This is a genomic window from Candidatus Didemnitutus sp., assembly GCA_019634575.1.
Taxonomy (GTDB): domain Bacteria; phylum Verrucomicrobiota; class Verrucomicrobiia; order Opitutales; family Opitutaceae; genus Didemnitutus.
In genome coordinates, this window is record JAHCAY010000001.1 from 2,183,783 (window position 1) to 2,199,065 (window position 15,283).

A 15,283-nucleotide genomic window follows, 5' to 3' on the forward strand; every position below is an offset into this window, starting at 1 on the left:
GCTCTTCCCTCGCCGCGCGCGTCCTCTAGGTTGCCGCGCGCCGCCATGAAGTTGTCCATCGTGATCCCCTGCTACAACGAGCGTCACACGATCCGTTCGATCGTCGAGGCCGTGCGCGCCGCTCCGGTGCGCGACAAAGAGATCATCGTCGTCGACGATTGTTCGACCGACGGCACGCGCGAGATCCTCCGCGCCGAGATCGAGCCGCTGGTGAGCAAGGTGATCTACCACCCCGTCAACGCCGGCAAGGGTGCCGCGCTGCGCACGGGCTTTGGCGCCGCGACCGGCGACGCCGTCATAGTGCAGGACGCCGATCTCGAATACGACCCGCAGGAATACCCGCGCCTGCTCAAGCCCATCGCCGAGGGCAAGGCCGACGTCGTGTTCGGCTCGCGCTTCATGGGCGCCGAGGCGCACCGCGTGGTCTATTTCTGGCACATGGTGGGCAACCGCTTCCTCACCCTGCTCTCGAACATGTGCACGAACATCAACCTCACGGACATGGAGACCTGCTACAAGGTGTTCCGCCGCGAGGTGCTGCAGAAGATCACGATCGAGGAAAACCGTTTCGGCTTCGAGCCCGAGATCACCGCCAAGGTCGCCGGCCTCGAAGGCTGCCGCATCTACGAGGTCGGCATCAGCTACTACGGCCGCACCTACGCCGAGGGAAAGAAGATCGGCTGGCGCGACGGCTTCCGCGCGATCTACGCCATCGCGAAATACAACCTCCTTCGCTGAATGCGCCCGGTCGCGCCCGTGCCGTCGACCCGCACCTGGCTGCTCGTCGCCGCCGCACTCGCTCTCTACTACGTGATGGCCGTCAGCGCGTCGCCGCGCCTCGGCGTCACCGCCGACGAGGTCGTCCACCTGACCGGCGGCTACACCTACTGGAAGTTCAACGACTACCGCCTCCACCCGGAGAACGGCACGCTGCCCATGCGCGTCTCCGCCCTGCCGCTGCTCGCGATGGACCTGAAGTTCCCGCCGCTCGAGGGCAACCCCGACTGGCTGCGCTCGCAGGTCAACACCCTCGGCGACCGATTCTTCTTCGGCCTGGGCAATCCGCTCGACCGCATGCTGCTCGCGGGCCGGGCGATGACCGCCTTCTTCGGCGTGTTCACCGTGTGGCTGACGTGGCGCTGGGCGCGCGGCCTCTTCGGCGCCACCGCTGGCTGGATCGCGCTCGCGCTCGCCGTGTTCTGCCCGGCGCTGCTCGCCCACGGCGGCCTCATCACGTCCGACATGGCCGCGACCGCCTGCATGCTCGGCGCACTCACGCTCGCGTGGCGGTTGCTGCACCGCGTCACCGCCGCGCGCCTCGCCGGCACCACGCTCGCCTGCGGGCTGACGTTCCTGTCCAAAATGTCCGGCGTGCTCATCGTGCCGCTGCTCGGCGCGCTCTGGGCCGTCCGCGTGTGGCGCGGCGCGCCCTTCGTCCTCCAGCTAGGACCGGCGCGCTGGGTGCGCGGCCGGCTGCGCATCGCCGCGGCCTCCCTCGCCGTGCTGGCCGCCGTCGGCGCCGGCAGCCTCGTCGTGCTCTGGGCGGGCTACGGCTTCCGCTTCGACGGCTTCAACCGCGCGCGCTCGACCGCGGAGAGCTATTACTTTTCCTGGGACGTCATCCTGGACAAGGCACCGGTGCCGCGCGCGGCCGACACCTCGCTCGACCGCCTGCTGCACTCGCAGCGGCCGGTCGAGGAAACCGGCATGACCCACCTGCTGGGCTGGATGCGTGAACACCGCGTGCTGCCCGAGGCGTATCTTTTCGGCTTCGCCCACACCTACAAGTTCGCCCGCTACCGCCCGGCCTTCTTCCTCGGCGAATACCGCACGACGGGCTGGCGGACGTTCTTCCCCGTGGCGTTCGTGCTGAAGACCCCGCTGCCCGCCCTGCTGCTCGGCGTCGCGGGCTTCGCTGCGCTGCTGCTGCCGCGTGCGCACCGCGCACCGGGCGTCCGCTGCGCCTGGCTCTACCGCGCAGCCCCGCTGGCGGTGTTCTTCGTCGTCTACTGGACCATGGCGATCCGGATGAACCTCAACATCGGCCACCGCCACATTCTGCCGACGTATCCGGTCTTCTACGTCCTCGCATCCGCCGCCGCCTGCTGGCTCGCCGCCGGTCCGCGCCGCCTGATCGCCGCCGCGCTCGCGCTCGCCGTCGCCGCGGACGCCGCCGACTCGGTCGCCGTGCGCCCGTTCTACCTCTCGTATTTCCAGCCGCTCACCGGCGGCGTCGACCGCGGCTACCGCTACCTCGTCGACAGCTCCTACGACTGGGGCCAGGGACTGCCCGACCTCGCCGCCTGGCTCGACCGCCGGCGCGCCCGCGGCGACACGTCGCCGGTCTTCCTCACCTACTTCGGCGCCGATTCGCCCCGCGCCCGCCGGCTCGACGTCATCCGCTTCGGCGACGAGTGGAACGACCGCGGCCCGCGCACCTTCCCCGCGCCGGTGCGCGGCGGCTGGTTCGTCATCGGTGCGACGCACTTCCAACGCGCCTATCTGCCGACGCGCGGACCGTGGGGCGAGCGGCAGGAACAAGTTTACAAGGACCTGCTCCAACGCGCCGCCCGCGCCGCCGCGGAGAAATCGCCGCGCCCGCCCGCCGAGCAGGAGCGCGTCGTGCAGGACCTCATGGATCTCGAGTTGATGCAGTTCGGCCGGCTCTGCCACGCGCTGCGCGACCGCGCGCCGCTCGAAGTCGTCGGCGGCTCGCTGCTCGTCTTCCGGCTCTCCGACGCCGAGGTGCAGGCCGCGCTCTACGGCCCGCCGCGCTGAGCTGCTAACCGCCGGTAAATCCGTCCCGGGCCCGCGCGACCGCCCAAATCGGACTTCCCCCGCCGCGCCGCGCCCGCTTGAGTCGGCGCATGTCCGCCGCCTGGGCCCTGCTGCGCGATGTCGCGCTGTTCCTCTTCGCCGTCGGCGGACTGGCGGCCCCCTGGCTGCGCGCCGTGCGCCGCTGGCCCGAGGCGGAGCGCCTCCCGCTCGCGCTCGCCGCGGCGCTGCTCACCGGCTACGGCGCAGCCTTCGCGGTCTACCTCAGCGGCGTCGACTGGCGCTGGTTCTGGCTCGCGCCGCTCGCGGCTCTCGGTTTCTCCCGCCGCACCGACTGGAACCTCCCGTCCATCCATCGCGCGCTCCTCGCCTACGCCGCCGTCGCCGTGGCGTGCCTCGGCTGGCAGGCGACCGTCTCGGTCTACAGCGGCGCGGCCTGGCAGGTCGACTGGTGGGAACACTACGACCGCGCGCAGTTCTTCCTCGCCCGCTGGCCGCGCGACACGCTGTTCGCCACGGTCTACCCGCTCCCGGCGCGACCGCCGCTCGTGAACCTCTGGGCGGCCGCGCTGCTGGGCGGCAGCGGCGGCGCGTATTTCAACTACCAGGTTTTTCTCACGCTGCTGAGCACGCTGGTCGTCTTTCCGCTCTGGGCGCTCGCCCGTCGCCTCGGCGCGACCGGCCCGCGCTGGCTCGTGCCGGCGCTGCTCGCATCGCCGCTGCTGGTGCAGAACGCCACCTTCCCGTGGACCAAGCTCGTCGCCGCGTTCTTCGTCCTCGTCGCCTGGCTGCAACTCACCGCGCGCGACGACCCCGGCGGCCGGCTCACCGCCGCTGCCCTCGCGCTCGCCGGCGGCATGCTCGCGCACTACTCGGCCAGCCCGTGGATCGTCGCGCTCGGTCTGGCGTGGCTCGGCACGCGGCCGCCCGGCGCGCCGGCGCGCCAGCTTCCGCTCGCGTTCGCCGGGGCCGCGCTCGTCCTGTTCTCCTGGCTCGGCTGGTCGCTCGCCACCTACGGTGCGGCCACGACCTTCACCCAGAACACGACGCTCGCGCTCGCCCCGGCGCTGCCGCCCGCGCAGCGGCTGGCCGTCGCCGCCACCAATCTCGCGCACACGGTCGCACCGTTCTCCTTCGGCCCGGTCGAGCCGTGGCTCGTCGCCCAGGCCAGCGCTCTCGGCCGCGCACGCGACTTCTGGTTCATCCTCTACCAGACGCGAGCCGTGGGGATGTGCGGCCTCGGCGGCGCGGTCGTGCTGGCGTGGCTCGCCTCGCGGCGCCGCGAGGCGCCCACGCGACGCTTCGCGTGGATCGCCATCCCCGTCGCGGTCGTGCTCGGCACCGCCGTGCACACGCAGCCCGACGCCTTCGGCCTCGCGCACATCGCCCTGCAGCCACTTGCGCTCCTCGGCCTGGCGTGGATCGCCGGCTCCGTCGCGACGCTCCCGCGCTGGCTGCGGACGCTGTGGGCCGCCGGGCTCGCTTTCGATTTTGCCGCCGGCATCGCGCTGCATTTCGGCGTCCAGTCCGGCTGGCTCGACCGCGCGCTGCGCGGCCCGCTCGCGCCCGAGGTGCTCTGGAGCGCCTACACCCGCGCCGCGCAGGTGAGCTGGCACGACAAGCAGGCGCTGCACCTCACGTTCCTCTCCGATCTCGGCGCGCCGCCGCTCGCCGCCGCTCTGCTCGCCGCCGCCGCGGCCCTCGCCCTCCTTCATTGGCGCCGGGAAATGACTTTCCCCGCGCCGTCCCCCACTGCTTAATCCCGCCATGCTCCCCGCCGTCACGCTCGTGATGCCCGTCTTCAACGAGGAGAAAGTGCTCCCGGCGCTCTTCGCGCGCCTCGCCGCCCTCTTCGACGCCAACCCGGGCTGCGCCTGGCACGCCGTGCTGGTGAACGACGGCAGCCGCGACGCCTCCGCCGATCTCATCCGCGCCCAGGCCGCGCGCGACGCGCGCTTCGAGCTGCTCGAGTTATCGCGCAACTTCGGCTTCCAGGCCGCCCTCGCCGCCGGGCTCGCCCACGCGCGCGGCGATGCGATCGTGACGATGGACGCCGACCTACAGGACCCGCCTGAGCTGATCGCCGAGCTCGTCGCGGCCTGGCAGGGCGGCGCCGATGTCGTGCGCGCCACGCGCCGGAGCCGGCAGGAACGCGGCCTGCGCCGCGTGGGCATGAATCTCTTCCACGCGTTCTTCGACCGCATCAGCGACTTCCCGATCGAGCCAAACTCCGGCACGTTCGGCCTGCTCAGCCGCGCCGCGGTCGACGCGCTCAACCAGCTGCCCGAGCGTCACCGCTTCTTCCCTGGCCTGCGCGCGTGGGTCGGCTTCCGCACGGCGGAGGTCCTCTACGACCGCCACGAGCGCGCCGCCGGCGTGCCGCAGCAGACGTTCGGCCGCCTCCTGCACTACGCCTTCGACGGCGTGTTCAGCTTCTCCTACCTGCCGCTCCGCCTCCTGACCTACGCCGGCCTCGCGATCGGCGGCTGCGGTTTCGCGCTCGGCCTCTACTTCGTGATCAAGCGCCTGCTCGGCATCGAGTCCGCGCAGACCGGCTTCACCACGCTCGTCACGCTGGTGCTCTTCCTCGGCGGCGTGCAGCTCGTCGGCATCGGCGTGCTCGGCGAATACCTCGCGCGGGTCTACGACGAGGTGAAACAGCGGCCGCTCTTCCTCGTGCGCCGGCCGCCGGCGCGCTGAACGATGGCCGCGTCCGTCCCTCGCCTGCGCCCGCCCCGCTGGCTCGTCTGGTGTTGGCTCGCCGCGATGGTCGCCGTCCACGCCTGGCAGGCGGCGAGCGTGTCGGACGAGTTCTCCACCACCAACGACGAGATCGCGCACCTCACTGCCGGCTACAGCTACTGGCAGGACCACGACTACCGCCTCCAACCCGAGAACGGCCTTTTCCCGCAACGCTGGGCCGCGCTGCCGCTGCTCGGTCACGACCTGAAACAACTCGACCGCTCGCACAAAGCCTGGGGCGAGGCGAACGTCTGGGTCGTCGGCGAACACTTTTTCCACCAATCCGGCAACGATCTCACCGCGATGCTCCGCTCGGGTCGCGCGATGATCTCGCTCCTCGGCGCCGTGCTGGTCTTCGCGGTCGGTTTGTGGGCCTGGCAACTCACCGGCGCGTTCGGCGCGTTCGTCAGCAGCACGCTGGCGGCGTTCAGCCCCACGCTGCTCGCGCACGCGGGACTCGTCACGTCCGACACGGCGGCGGCCCTCGGCTTCGTGCTCGCCAGCGCTGCGTGGTGGCGCCTGCTGCACCGCGTCACCCTCGGGCGCATCGCGTGGGCCGGTCTCGCGCTCGGCTACCTGTTGCTCGCCAAGTTTTCCGCCGTGCTCTTCGCGCCCATGGCGCTGCTCATGCTCGCCGTGCGTCTGCTGCGCCGCACACCGGTGAACGGCCGGCGCGGCCTCGCGCGCCTCGCGCCGCTCGCGCTGGCCGGCGTAAGTGTCGTCGCACTCGCGTGGACCGTCGTCTGGGCCGGCTACGGCTTCCGCTACAGCGCCGACGGTCCGCGCGCGCCGACGGGCGCGCACTTCGCGATGCCGTGGGAAAGCGTGATGATCACCGAGGCGAAACGCAGCGCGCTGCTCATGGCGGATGGCCGGCCGCAGGGCGACCCGGCCTATCTGAAGCCCGGCCCGGTGCAGGCCTTCGCCGCCTGGGGCGCCGCACACCACGTGCTGCCCGAGGCATGGCTCTATGGCTTCGCGTTCGTCGATCGCAGCTCGCGTTACCGTCCGGCGTTTTTCGCCGGAGAATGGAGCGCGCTGGGCTGGCCGGCTTTCTTCCCCGTCGCCTATCTGTTGAAAAGCACGCTGCCCGAATTGCTGCTTCACGTGCTGGGCCTCGCGTGCCTGCTCGCGGCAGCGCGGCGTTCGCGCGCCGGGCGCACGCTGCTCTACAAGGCCACACCGTTGCTCGTCGTGCTGCTGGTCTACGGCGCGTTCTCCGTGCGCAGCTCGCTGAACATCGGCCATCGCCACATCCTGCCGATGTATGCCTGCGCTGCCGTGCTCGCGAGCGGCGTCGCGCTCCGCGGCGGAGGCGTGTCGCGCCGCAACGGCCGGCTCCTCGCCGCGGTCGCGGCCTTCGCCCTGCTCGGACAAGTCGCCATATCGCTGCGCGCACGGCCGGACTACCTGCCGTATTTCAACCCGCTCGCCGGCGGCACCGAGAACGGCTACCGCTACTTCGTCGACAGCTCGCTCGACTGGGGCCAGGACCTGCCGCGCCTCAAGGTGTGGCTCGACGCGCGCGCCGACCGCGACCCGATCTTCCTCTCCTACTTCGGCTCCGGCTCGCCGCGTTACTACGGCATTGCCGCCACGCGCATCGGCGACACCTACTTCGATTTCAGCGGCGCCGAGCGCCAACTCGTGCCTTCGTTGCGCGGCGGCTGGTTCATCATCAGCGCGACGATGTGGCAACGCGTCTACACCCACGTCCGCGGGCCATGGACCGCGGCCTACGAGGCGCGCTACCAGCAGCTGCGCCCGTGGATCCGCCAGCTCAACGCCACCCTGACCGCCCCCGCGCACGACCCCGAGGGACGCGTGCTGACCACGACCGAGCTGTCGGAACTGCTCATCGATTTCGAACACCTGCGCTTCGGCCGCATCTGCTATTTCCTGCGCGACCGCCGGCCCGACGCGCGCATCGGCGCCTCGCTCTTTGCCTTCCACCTCACTGACGGCGAACTCAACTACTGCCTCGGCGCGCCGATCCCGACGGACGAGAAACTCCCGTGATCACGGCGCGTCGTTGAACTGCAGCCGGGTGAAAACGTAGCCGCCGCGCGCCGCCTCGTTGTCGCGCAACACGACGCGATTGACGCCCAGGTTCGACGGCACGTTGACCGTGAACTCCACGCTCTCCTCCGCACCGGCGTCGACCGCGACGAACTCCTTGCCGCCCGACGCGAAAGCCAGCTCCAAACGCGGCCGCTCGGCCGTCACGCGCCGCAGCGCGACGCGCAACTGGAGTCGCCGGCCGGCGCTGAGGTAGTCGATTTGACCTCGGCCACTCGGCATCCACCGCGCCACGCCCGGCCCCCAAACTGGCATCGCCCAGTCGCTCCGCGGCAAGCCATCTTGGCGCGCCCAGCCCCCTAGCTCAGGCAACTGATTCCACCATCCGAGTTCATGCACCCGCACCTCTGGCAAATAAATGCCGTCGCCGAATCCGACACCCACCAAGCGCGCAACTTGCCGCCCATCCCACTCGGCATAGAGCGGCAGCGGCGCGCCGATCGCCAGCATCGCCAGTGCGTCGCACGGTGTCTCCACCGGCGTCACCCCGCCGCTGAACTCCACTCCGGGTATCGCACGCTGCAACCGCCGCATCAGCGCATACGGCGTGTCATGCACGCTGTAGATCGACACACGTCGCGCTCCGCAGCGCACGAGCAGGTCCGCCAGTTTCGCATCGCGCTGCGCCCTCGCCGGAGCGAACCGGTATTGGTTGATCTCGCGCGAAGCCGAAAAGATCGATGGCACATGCCAGAGCGGCCGCGCGCCCGTGTCCGCGCCCGGCCACCACGCCGCCAGCGCGCCCACCAGAGCGGCCACGCCCCAACGCCGCGCTACACCGTTGCTCCACGCCGCGGCCATCGTGACGACCGCTGCCCCACCGAGCGCGAACAACGGCAACTCCAACCGCGCCGCCCAAGGTTGCCACTTCAGCGCACCACCAAACAGCACCGCGCCCGCCAGCGTCGCGACCGCCAGCCATCGCGCCGGCGAACGTCGTCCCACCAACGCAAGCCACACCAGCAGCGGCAGACCGAAAAGAAAATGCACCGGCGCGCCGGCGCTCGTCTCATTGTCCGGCGCATAGCTGATCTGAAAGGGCAGTTTCCAGAGCGTCGTGCGTGGATCGGCCGGCGAGATACCGAGTCCTTCGTGCGCGCGACGGACCAACCACTCCCACCGCGCGTTCCAAGTCGCGCTCGGCGAGACGAGATGCAGCGAAGCGTGCCGCAGGGCATTCGATGCGATCGCCGCCGGTGCGAACGTCTCCATCGCCAGCGCGCCACCGTCCTCCGCACGGTGCCGCCCGAGCGGCGTGCCATACCAAGCGAGATTCCGTGCATGAAACGGCGCCACGAGCACGAGCGCCAGCAGCGCCGCCGGCGCGAACACGCGGACCTGTTCGCGCCAGGAAGTGCGCCGGCTCCACGCCCAGAGTCCCGCGACCACCACCGGCGGCACGAAAAGCATCGCCGTGCTCTTGGTCAGCCACGCGAGCGCGAACGGCAACGCCAGCCACGCCGCCGCGCACCGCGTCGCCGCAAACTGCACGTTCCGCCAACGCGCAAGCTCCGCCGTGCCGGCGACGATCCAAAACGTCGAGAGCAGGTCGTTCTTCGCATTCGTCGCCTCGTGATACGCCATCGGCAGCAACAATCCGAGCAACGCCGCCACGCCCGCCGCCAGACGCGATCCGCCCAGCCGCCGCACGAGGACCGCGAGCGCCACCGCCAGCCCCGCGTAAGCCGCCCATTGCGGCAGGTTCGCCCAATAGTCGTCGCCCGTCAGCGCTAGGAACTGCGCGCCGATCGTCTCCGCCAGCGGCGGCATCATCAGCTGCCGGTCGTTCACCGTCGCCCACGGTGCCAGATTGCCGTGCTGCAACCACATCAGCTGGCGCGGCAGGTGATAATTCAGCACATCGACCGTGTTCGGCGGCGACGCCAGCGCGCGCACCAGCGTGATGCCGAGCAGCACGCCGCCGAGCAGCACCATGCTCCATTCGCCCGCGCCGGCGATCCGCGGCCAGCGCGTGCGCGCGGCGCGCGTGCGCCACAGCGCGACGAGCGCGCCGGCTCCCGCGAACGTCCACGCCACCCGCAGCGCGGCCGGGCGAAATCCATCGCACACACTCAGGAGATTCGTGCCGACCCAGATCGTCGCAGCCAGAATCGCCGCCGCCTCGAGCAGCGCCGAAAGCGCATCGCGCCCCCGCGACACCCGCCAACGGAAAAGCGCGACGCCGACGACCAGCGGCAGCACCGCCCAAAGCTGTGCCGTCTCACTCACTGCGGAAAAACGCGGCACGCCGCGCCGCCCAGCCCACGAGCGAGATCGCGAGCGCCACGCTCAGCCCGAGGATCAGCATCTGCTCGACGCCGGACACGAACAACACCCAGCGCCACCGCTCGACCGCCGCGCCGCCCCCGGCGCGCATGAGCTCGATCGCGAACGTCTTCGGCATGAACACCCACAGCGTCACGAGCAGCAGCAGGCACGAGCCGCGCCCCAGCGCGCGCTCCGTCGCTTCGGTGCGGCGCGCGAGCGCCAGCCACACCGGCGCAACGAGCAGCAGCAGCACCGCGCGGTAGGAGTAATTGTTGTTCGCCAGGTAGCAGAACAGCCAGCATGCGCCGCCCGCGACCGCCGCCAGTGCATGCGGCCCCTCGTCGGGAATCGCGCGCGTCAGTGCCCCGCGTCCGCGCCACAACACGGCCAGCGCAGCGCCGGCGCCGAGCGCGAATCCCGCGAGCAACCATCCGCGCGCACCGCCGGCATGCGTCCAGGTGAGGGAAAAAATGCGGATGCCGTAGGCGTAAATCGAATCCGGCCGCGGCGCGAGCGCCAGCGCGCGGAAGAATCCGTCCCGCTGCACCCACCACAACGCCGCAAAGACCGCCACGGCCCCGAGACCGAGCGCGGCGACTCGCGGAAAACGCTCCCGTCGCCCGAGCACCGCAGCGAGCGCGGCGAGCGGGTAGAATTTGAGCACCGCGGCGAGCACGAGCGTGGCGGAGCCGGCAACACCCGCCGCACGCGACGACCGCGCCAGCCACGCGGTTCCCGCCGCGAGCAGCAGGAAAATCATGAGGTCGTTGTTGCCGCGCTCGAGACCGAGCAGCACGGGAGGCGAGAGCAGCAGGAGCAGAACGCCGCCCGCATCGGCCGCGTGGCGCGGCGCGAGCAGAACCAGCATCGCGATAACTGTCGCCAGCGAAAGCGCCGCGCCCACCCACCACGTGTCCGCCGTCGTCAGACCCAGTTTACCCGTCACGAGCCACCACGGGCCATAGACGTGCGGCCGACCAAAAGGATCGAAGGGGTTCGGCAGGTAAGCGTCGCGTCCCGCCTGCTGCGCCTCGCCGGCCGCGAGGATCGCCGCCGTGTCGGCAAAATACGGCCGCAGGTGAAAAACGCCGACGCGTCCCCACCAGGATTCGTTCAGCGCGAGGAGGAAAAAAGCCGCTACTATCGCCAAGAGACAAGCCACCGACCAGCGCCAGCGTTGACGGTCGAGTTTCATGCGCAGTCCGCCTTCATCCCGGAAATTGCGATCCATGTGAAACGCTGCGTAAGGCACGTCGCCGGCTGACTGTCTGGCGTCATGGCAAAACGGGGCCCATCTCGAGGCGCGGCGCAGGTGGCGCGAGCCGAATCTGCACGACCCGGCTGAGCCGCGCGATGCGACCGCCCCAGCGGCGCTCCACGATGGGCTCGAGCACGAAGGTTTCCGGGAGCCGGTCGAGCGGATCGAGCTGGAACCCGCTGTCGGCACCGGTCGGGCGGTAGCCTTGGCAGACGACCACCTCGTCGAAGGTGTGGTGATCGAGATGGAATTTCACCTGTTCTGCGCGCCAGCGCGCCCGCGGGATCTGGACTGAGGGCATTTCGCGCGCCACCCAGAAGAGCGAGGATTTGTTCGTGATGACGAGGCGGCGCGCCGGCGGGAGCGCATCGATGGTCTCGGCCTCCCAGGCCAGTTCGCGCATGAGGAGATTGAGTTCCCAGTGGCGGCCACTGGCGCGAAGTCCGGTTGAAAAATACGCCACCAATGCGCCGCCGACGCCCAGCGCGACGCCCCACCGCCGCAGGCGGCCCGGCAGGTTGCCGGCGCCCCAGGCGAGGCAGAGCGCGAGCAGCGCGCAGAACGGCAGGCTGAGGCGCGAGACGATCGGGTCGTCCAACTCGCCCCAGTAATAAAACATCAATAGCGTGAGCCCGCCGCAAATGGCGGCGCCGTAGATCACCAACCCGGCGAGCGTGGCCGAGGCGCGGGGCGCGAGCCTCCAGCCGCGCAGCAGGCGGAACACGCCCCACGCGAGCGCAGGCAATCCCGCCAGGCCGAGCCACCAGGAGTTCAGGATGAGTTCGCCGAAATTGAAGAAAAAGCCGAAGGCGTGCCGAAAGTTGTTCGCCGCGAAATGCGCCGCGAAACGGTGGTCCTGTCCTTCCCGCAATTCCCAAAGCGACGGCGTGCCGGAGAGAAAGACGTTGTGGAGGGCGTAGGGTATGAGCAGCGCCGGCGCGAGAATCGCGGCCGCGGGAAGGATCGGACGCGATGCACGGCGCCAGCCCTCGAGGACGACGAGCGCCGTCGGCAGAATGTAGAGCGCGGACTCGTAGCGCGATTGCGCGAGCAGGACCGCACTGAGCACGAGTGCGGCGAGCCGAGGCTCGTCGGGCGCCTCGAGATAGTGAATGCCCAGCAGGATCGTGAGCAGCAGCATCGCGAGATTGATCATCTCCATCCCCGCCCCGGTGGCGTTGTAGGCGAGCAGCGAAAACGCGCCCAAGCTCACTACGGCCACACAGGCGGGCGCGTGCCCCACGAGCCGCCGCGCCAGCACATAAAGCAGCCCGAGGATGATCGGCATCAGAACGGTGTTCAGCGCGAAAGCGTTGGCCTCTCGATAGCCCGTCACGTCGTGCAGCAGCGAGACGAGAAAGGTGAAAAAAATCGGCCGCTTATCGAGATAGGAACTGACGCCGCGAAAAACCCCCTCGACCTCGAAGCCGCGGGTCACCGCGCCCACCTCCCGGATTTCGTGGAGATTGCGCGCGGTGCATTGCAGGACAAACTCATCGTAGAGCACCTTGTAGGTGTAGGGCGCCGTGAGCACGGCGATCAGCGTCAGCGCGCCGATCACGCCGACGATCGCGATCAGCTCGCGGCGGCTGAGCGACGGGCGCTGGCGCCACCACGACGGCGCAACGCGCGCTCCGGCGAGCAAGGCCCAGACGAACGTGGCGAACATCGCGTAATAGCCATAGTGCTGGACAAGTCGCCCGGCCTCGGCGACCGAGTGCGCCACGAAACCGACGTAGACCGCCCCGACGGCGACGACGCCGAAGAGCAGCAGACGCGCTGGGAAACGCCCGCCGCCGTCGAGAGGCGGCAGGCGCCGACGCCAGGCGGCGCGCGCAGGAGTTACGGCAGTTGCCTGATCCACTTTTCGAGATACTGCGCTTTGGCTTTCTCCAGCTCTTCACCGGTCAGAGCCGGACCGTTCGCCGCGGGCGCCAGGCCCGCGCGCGCGACGATCGCGCCTTTGTCGTGAATCGCCGTGATGCGCGAGATGCGCGCGAGGTGCAGCGTCGCCACGCGTTTCTGCATCACCGGTTCGAGTTCGAAGTCCGGTCCGATGTCGTCGGCCGGATCGATTGTCAGCGCGCCCGTCTGGTCGTTCACCGTGAAGCGCTGGAAGACATACATGGCCGAAAAACTGTGATTGCGCAGGTGGTAAGCGAGGCCCTCCTTGCGCTCGCCCGCCTGCTTGATCGGCGTGGCGGGCATGCGCTGCGTGATCCAGAACGTGGAGTCCTGATCGATGAAGAGGTAGTCGCGCGCCGGGAATTTTTTCAGGAACTCGTCGCGCCACGCCATCTCGACACCGGGTGTGTAGTCCCATTCGTAGGCGCGTTGCGCCATCATCGGCAGGCCTTGGAACACCAGCGCGGCGACGGCACCCGCTATCGCCAGCTGCCAGCCTCGCGCCGTCCGGAGGAAACTCGCCCCGACCACCACGATCGCGAGGCCGAGCAGGAGGTGAACGGGCAGGCTCAACCGGCGGATCACGGGATGATCGAACTGCCCCCAGAAGTAAGTCATGAGCAGCGCCGCGAGGCCAAACAAGCCGAGCACGACGAACGCGCTGCCGACGTCGGCTGAATCCGTGGTGGCGTCGCGCGATTGGCGCAGCGTGCGGACGACGAGCAGCAACAGGAACGGCAGCGCCGCGAGGCCGAGCGCGGCGAAGTAGATCGAGTTCGCCTGGTAACCCGAGCGGTCGAAGAAGAACGCGAGCGCGTGACCGAGGTTGTCGGGCACGTAGTGCAGCGCGAAGACTTGGTCGGCTCCTTTGATGCTGCCGAGTTCCCATGTGGCCGGATTGGCGGCAAACACGCGATTTTGCAGCACGTAAGGGAAGAGGAAAACCGGCGTCAAAACCACCGGCCATGTGAGCACGACGCGCCCGGCACGCCACCAGCCCCACAGCACCAGCGTGCCGACGGGCACGATGAAGAGCACCGATTCGTAGCGCGTGAACGCCAGCAGCACCGCGCCGAGACAGAGCGCGTCGAGTGCGGCTTCGTCGGGTGCGCGCGCGTAGCGCCGCGCGAGCAGCAGCAGCGTGGAAATCATCACGAGGTTCAGCAACTCGAAGCCACCACCCGCAGACTGTTGCGCCGCGAGCGGCAGGCCGGCGAACAGCAACACCAGCAGCGCGCCCGCCCAACGCGAACGCGCGAGTTGCCAGCCCAGCACGTAAACCAAGCTGAGAAAAACCGCGCCGAGCGCGGTGTTCACCCAGAAAGCGTTCCCCGGACGATAGCCCGTGAGGTCGTGCACGGTGGCCACGACGAACGGGAAGAAATACGGACGCTTGTCGAGGACCTTGAGATTGAGCTGCAGCGGGCCCGTCACGTCACTGGCACGTGCCGGGTAGCCGATCTCGCGGTCGTAATGGATGCCCATCGAAGTCCCGAGCAGGAGCTCCTCGTCCGCGAGAATCTTGAAACCGTGCCGCTCGTGCGCCGCCCACATCACGCAACATCCGAGGATCAAAGCCGCCGCGCCGAAATCTGCGCGCGCGGGCTTCCAGTCGAGCAGCAGGGATTTGCTCAGGCGCCACAGCGCCCAGCCGAACAGCACCACGTTGCCCAGCATCAGCCAGTAGCCGCCGCGCGATACGATCAACAATGCCTGATCAATCGGCAGCACCCAGCGCCCGATCCCCAGCATCGCGGCGCCCAACCCGAGAAGCAGCCAGACGAGCTTGTCGCGTAACACGAGCTTCAGCATGGGCATAAAAAAGCCGTCCACGAAAAATGGACGGCTTGCAATGCAGGAACCTTAAAACAGCCGTTTAGTTGCTGTAGGTGACCGTGCGCTGGCCGGCGACGCCCGTCGCGGTGAGCGGAACGCCCTGCGAGAGACCGGTCGGGTAGGTTTCGTTGGCGGCCGGGGCGACCGCCTTGATGTATTGCGTGCTGTTCGTGCCGACGAGGTCGGCCGAGAGGACGGTGCTGTAGCCCTTTTCCAGGAAGTATTGATCGGCCGCCGCGGAGAGCTGGCGGAGATTGTTCGTCACGGCCTTGTCCTGGGACGAAGCGCGGACCTTCTGGAACGCCGGAATCGCCATCGCGGCCAGGAGGCCGATGATGACGACGACGATCATGATTTCGACGAGCGTGAAGCCCTTGGTGGTGCGATTCTGGGTATTCATGTTTCTCTACGGGGTTATGA

10 protein-coding genes are annotated in these 15,283 nt (G+C 69.3%); 5 read left to right on the forward strand and 5 right to left on the reverse strand.

All coding sequences use genetic code 11. The features are described from left to right. Positions 1-45: 45 nt before the first annotated feature. The 5 genes from KF715_09365 (at position 46) to KF715_09385 (ending at position 7,536) form a co-directional block, all read left to right on the forward strand. On the forward strand, positions 46-738 hold the full coding sequence (locus tag KF715_09365) for a glycosyltransferase family 2 protein (GenBank protein MBX3736885.1): 693 nt from the start codon (positions 46-48) through the stop codon (positions 736-738). Continuing rightward, on the forward strand, positions 739-2,778 hold the full coding sequence (locus tag KF715_09370; protein ID MBX3736886.1) for a glycosyltransferase family 39 protein: 2,040 nt from the start codon (positions 739-741) through the stop codon (positions 2,776-2,778). An 89-nt stretch (positions 2,779-2,867) separates the two neighbouring features. Continuing rightward, positions 2,868-4,535, forward strand: coding sequence for a hypothetical protein (locus KF715_09375; GenBank protein ID MBX3736887.1), 1,668 nt, complete (start codon positions 2,868-2,870; stop codon positions 4,533-4,535). A gap of 7 nt (positions 4,536-4,542) precedes the next feature. Beyond that, positions 4,543-5,475, forward strand: a complete 933-nt coding sequence (locus KF715_09380) for a glycosyltransferase (GenBank protein MBX3736888.1) — start codon at positions 4,543-4,545, stop codon at positions 5,473-5,475. 3 nt (positions 5,476-5,478) lie between these two features. After that, on the forward strand, positions 5,479-7,536 hold the full coding sequence (locus tag KF715_09385) for a hypothetical protein (protein ID MBX3736889.1): 2,058 nt from the start codon (positions 5,479-5,481) through the stop codon (positions 7,534-7,536). Here KF715_09385 and KF715_09390 read toward each other — a convergent pair whose 3' ends face one another. The 5 genes from KF715_09390 to KF715_09410 form a co-directional block, all read right to left on the reverse strand. After that, positions 7,537-9,825 carry a glycosyltransferase family 39 protein gene (locus KF715_09390; GenBank protein ID MBX3736890.1) on the reverse strand — a complete coding sequence of 763 codons (2,289 nt, stop codon included), beginning with the start codon at positions 9,823-9,825 and terminating at the stop codon, positions 7,537-7,539. Continuing rightward, entirely contained in the window at positions 9,818-11,059 is a 1,242-nt protein-coding gene (locus tag KF715_09395; GenBank protein ID MBX3736891.1) for a hypothetical protein, read from the reverse strand. The genes KF715_09390 and KF715_09395 overlap by 8 nt, the downstream gene beginning before the upstream one ends. A gap of 79 nt (positions 11,060-11,138) precedes the next feature. After that, positions 11,139-12,986: a glycosyltransferase family 39 protein gene (locus KF715_09400; protein MBX3736892.1), complete on the reverse strand. Its 1,848-nt coding sequence runs from the start codon at positions 12,984-12,986 to the stop codon at positions 11,139-11,141. Then, positions 12,965-14,839, reverse strand: a complete 1,875-nt coding sequence (locus KF715_09405; GenBank protein MBX3736893.1) for a hypothetical protein — start codon at positions 14,837-14,839, stop codon at positions 12,965-12,967. Before KF715_09405 ends, KF715_09400 begins: the two co-directional genes overlap by 22 nt. 64 nt (positions 14,840-14,903) lie before the next feature. Beyond that, the gene (locus tag KF715_09410) at positions 14,904-15,263 is read right to left on the reverse strand and encodes a prepilin-type N-terminal cleavage/methylation domain-containing protein (protein MBX3736894.1); all 360 of its coding nucleotides are present in this window, start codon (positions 15,261-15,263) and stop codon (positions 14,904-14,906) included. Between the last annotated feature and the right edge of the window lie 20 nt (positions 15,264-15,283).

What these genes read in the sequence shown, in the direction of transcription:
- KF715_09370 (MBX3736886.1), top strand. Translation starts at nt 739, where the DNA reads ATGCGCCCGGTCGCGCCCGTGCCGTCGACCCGCACCTGGCTGCTCGTC.
- KF715_09385 (MBX3736889.1), top strand. Translation starts at nt 5,479, where the DNA reads ATGGCCGCGTCCGTCCCTCGCCTGCGCCCGCCCCGCTGGCTCGTCTGG.
- KF715_09380 (MBX3736888.1), top strand. Translation starts at nt 4,543, where the DNA reads ATGCTCCCCGCCGTCACGCTCGTGATGCCCGTCTTCAACGAGGAGAAA.
- KF715_09365 (MBX3736885.1), top strand. Translation starts at nt 46, where the DNA reads ATGAAGTTGTCCATCGTGATCCCCTGCTACAACGAGCGTCACACGATC.
- KF715_09375 (MBX3736887.1), top strand. Translation starts at nt 2,868, where the DNA reads ATGTCCGCCGCCTGGGCCCTGCTGCGCGATGTCGCGCTGTTCCTCTTC.
- KF715_09410 (MBX3736894.1), bottom strand. Translation starts at nt 15,263, where the DNA reads ATGAATACCCAGAATCGCACCACCAAGGGCTTCACGCTCGTCGAAATC.
- KF715_09395 (MBX3736891.1), bottom strand. Translation starts at nt 11,059, where the DNA reads ATGAAACTCGACCGTCAACGCTGGCGCTGGTCGGTGGCTTGTCTCTTG.
- KF715_09405 (MBX3736893.1), bottom strand. Translation starts at nt 14,839, where the DNA reads ATGCTGAAGCTCGTGTTACGCGACAAGCTCGTCTGGCTGCTTCTCGGG.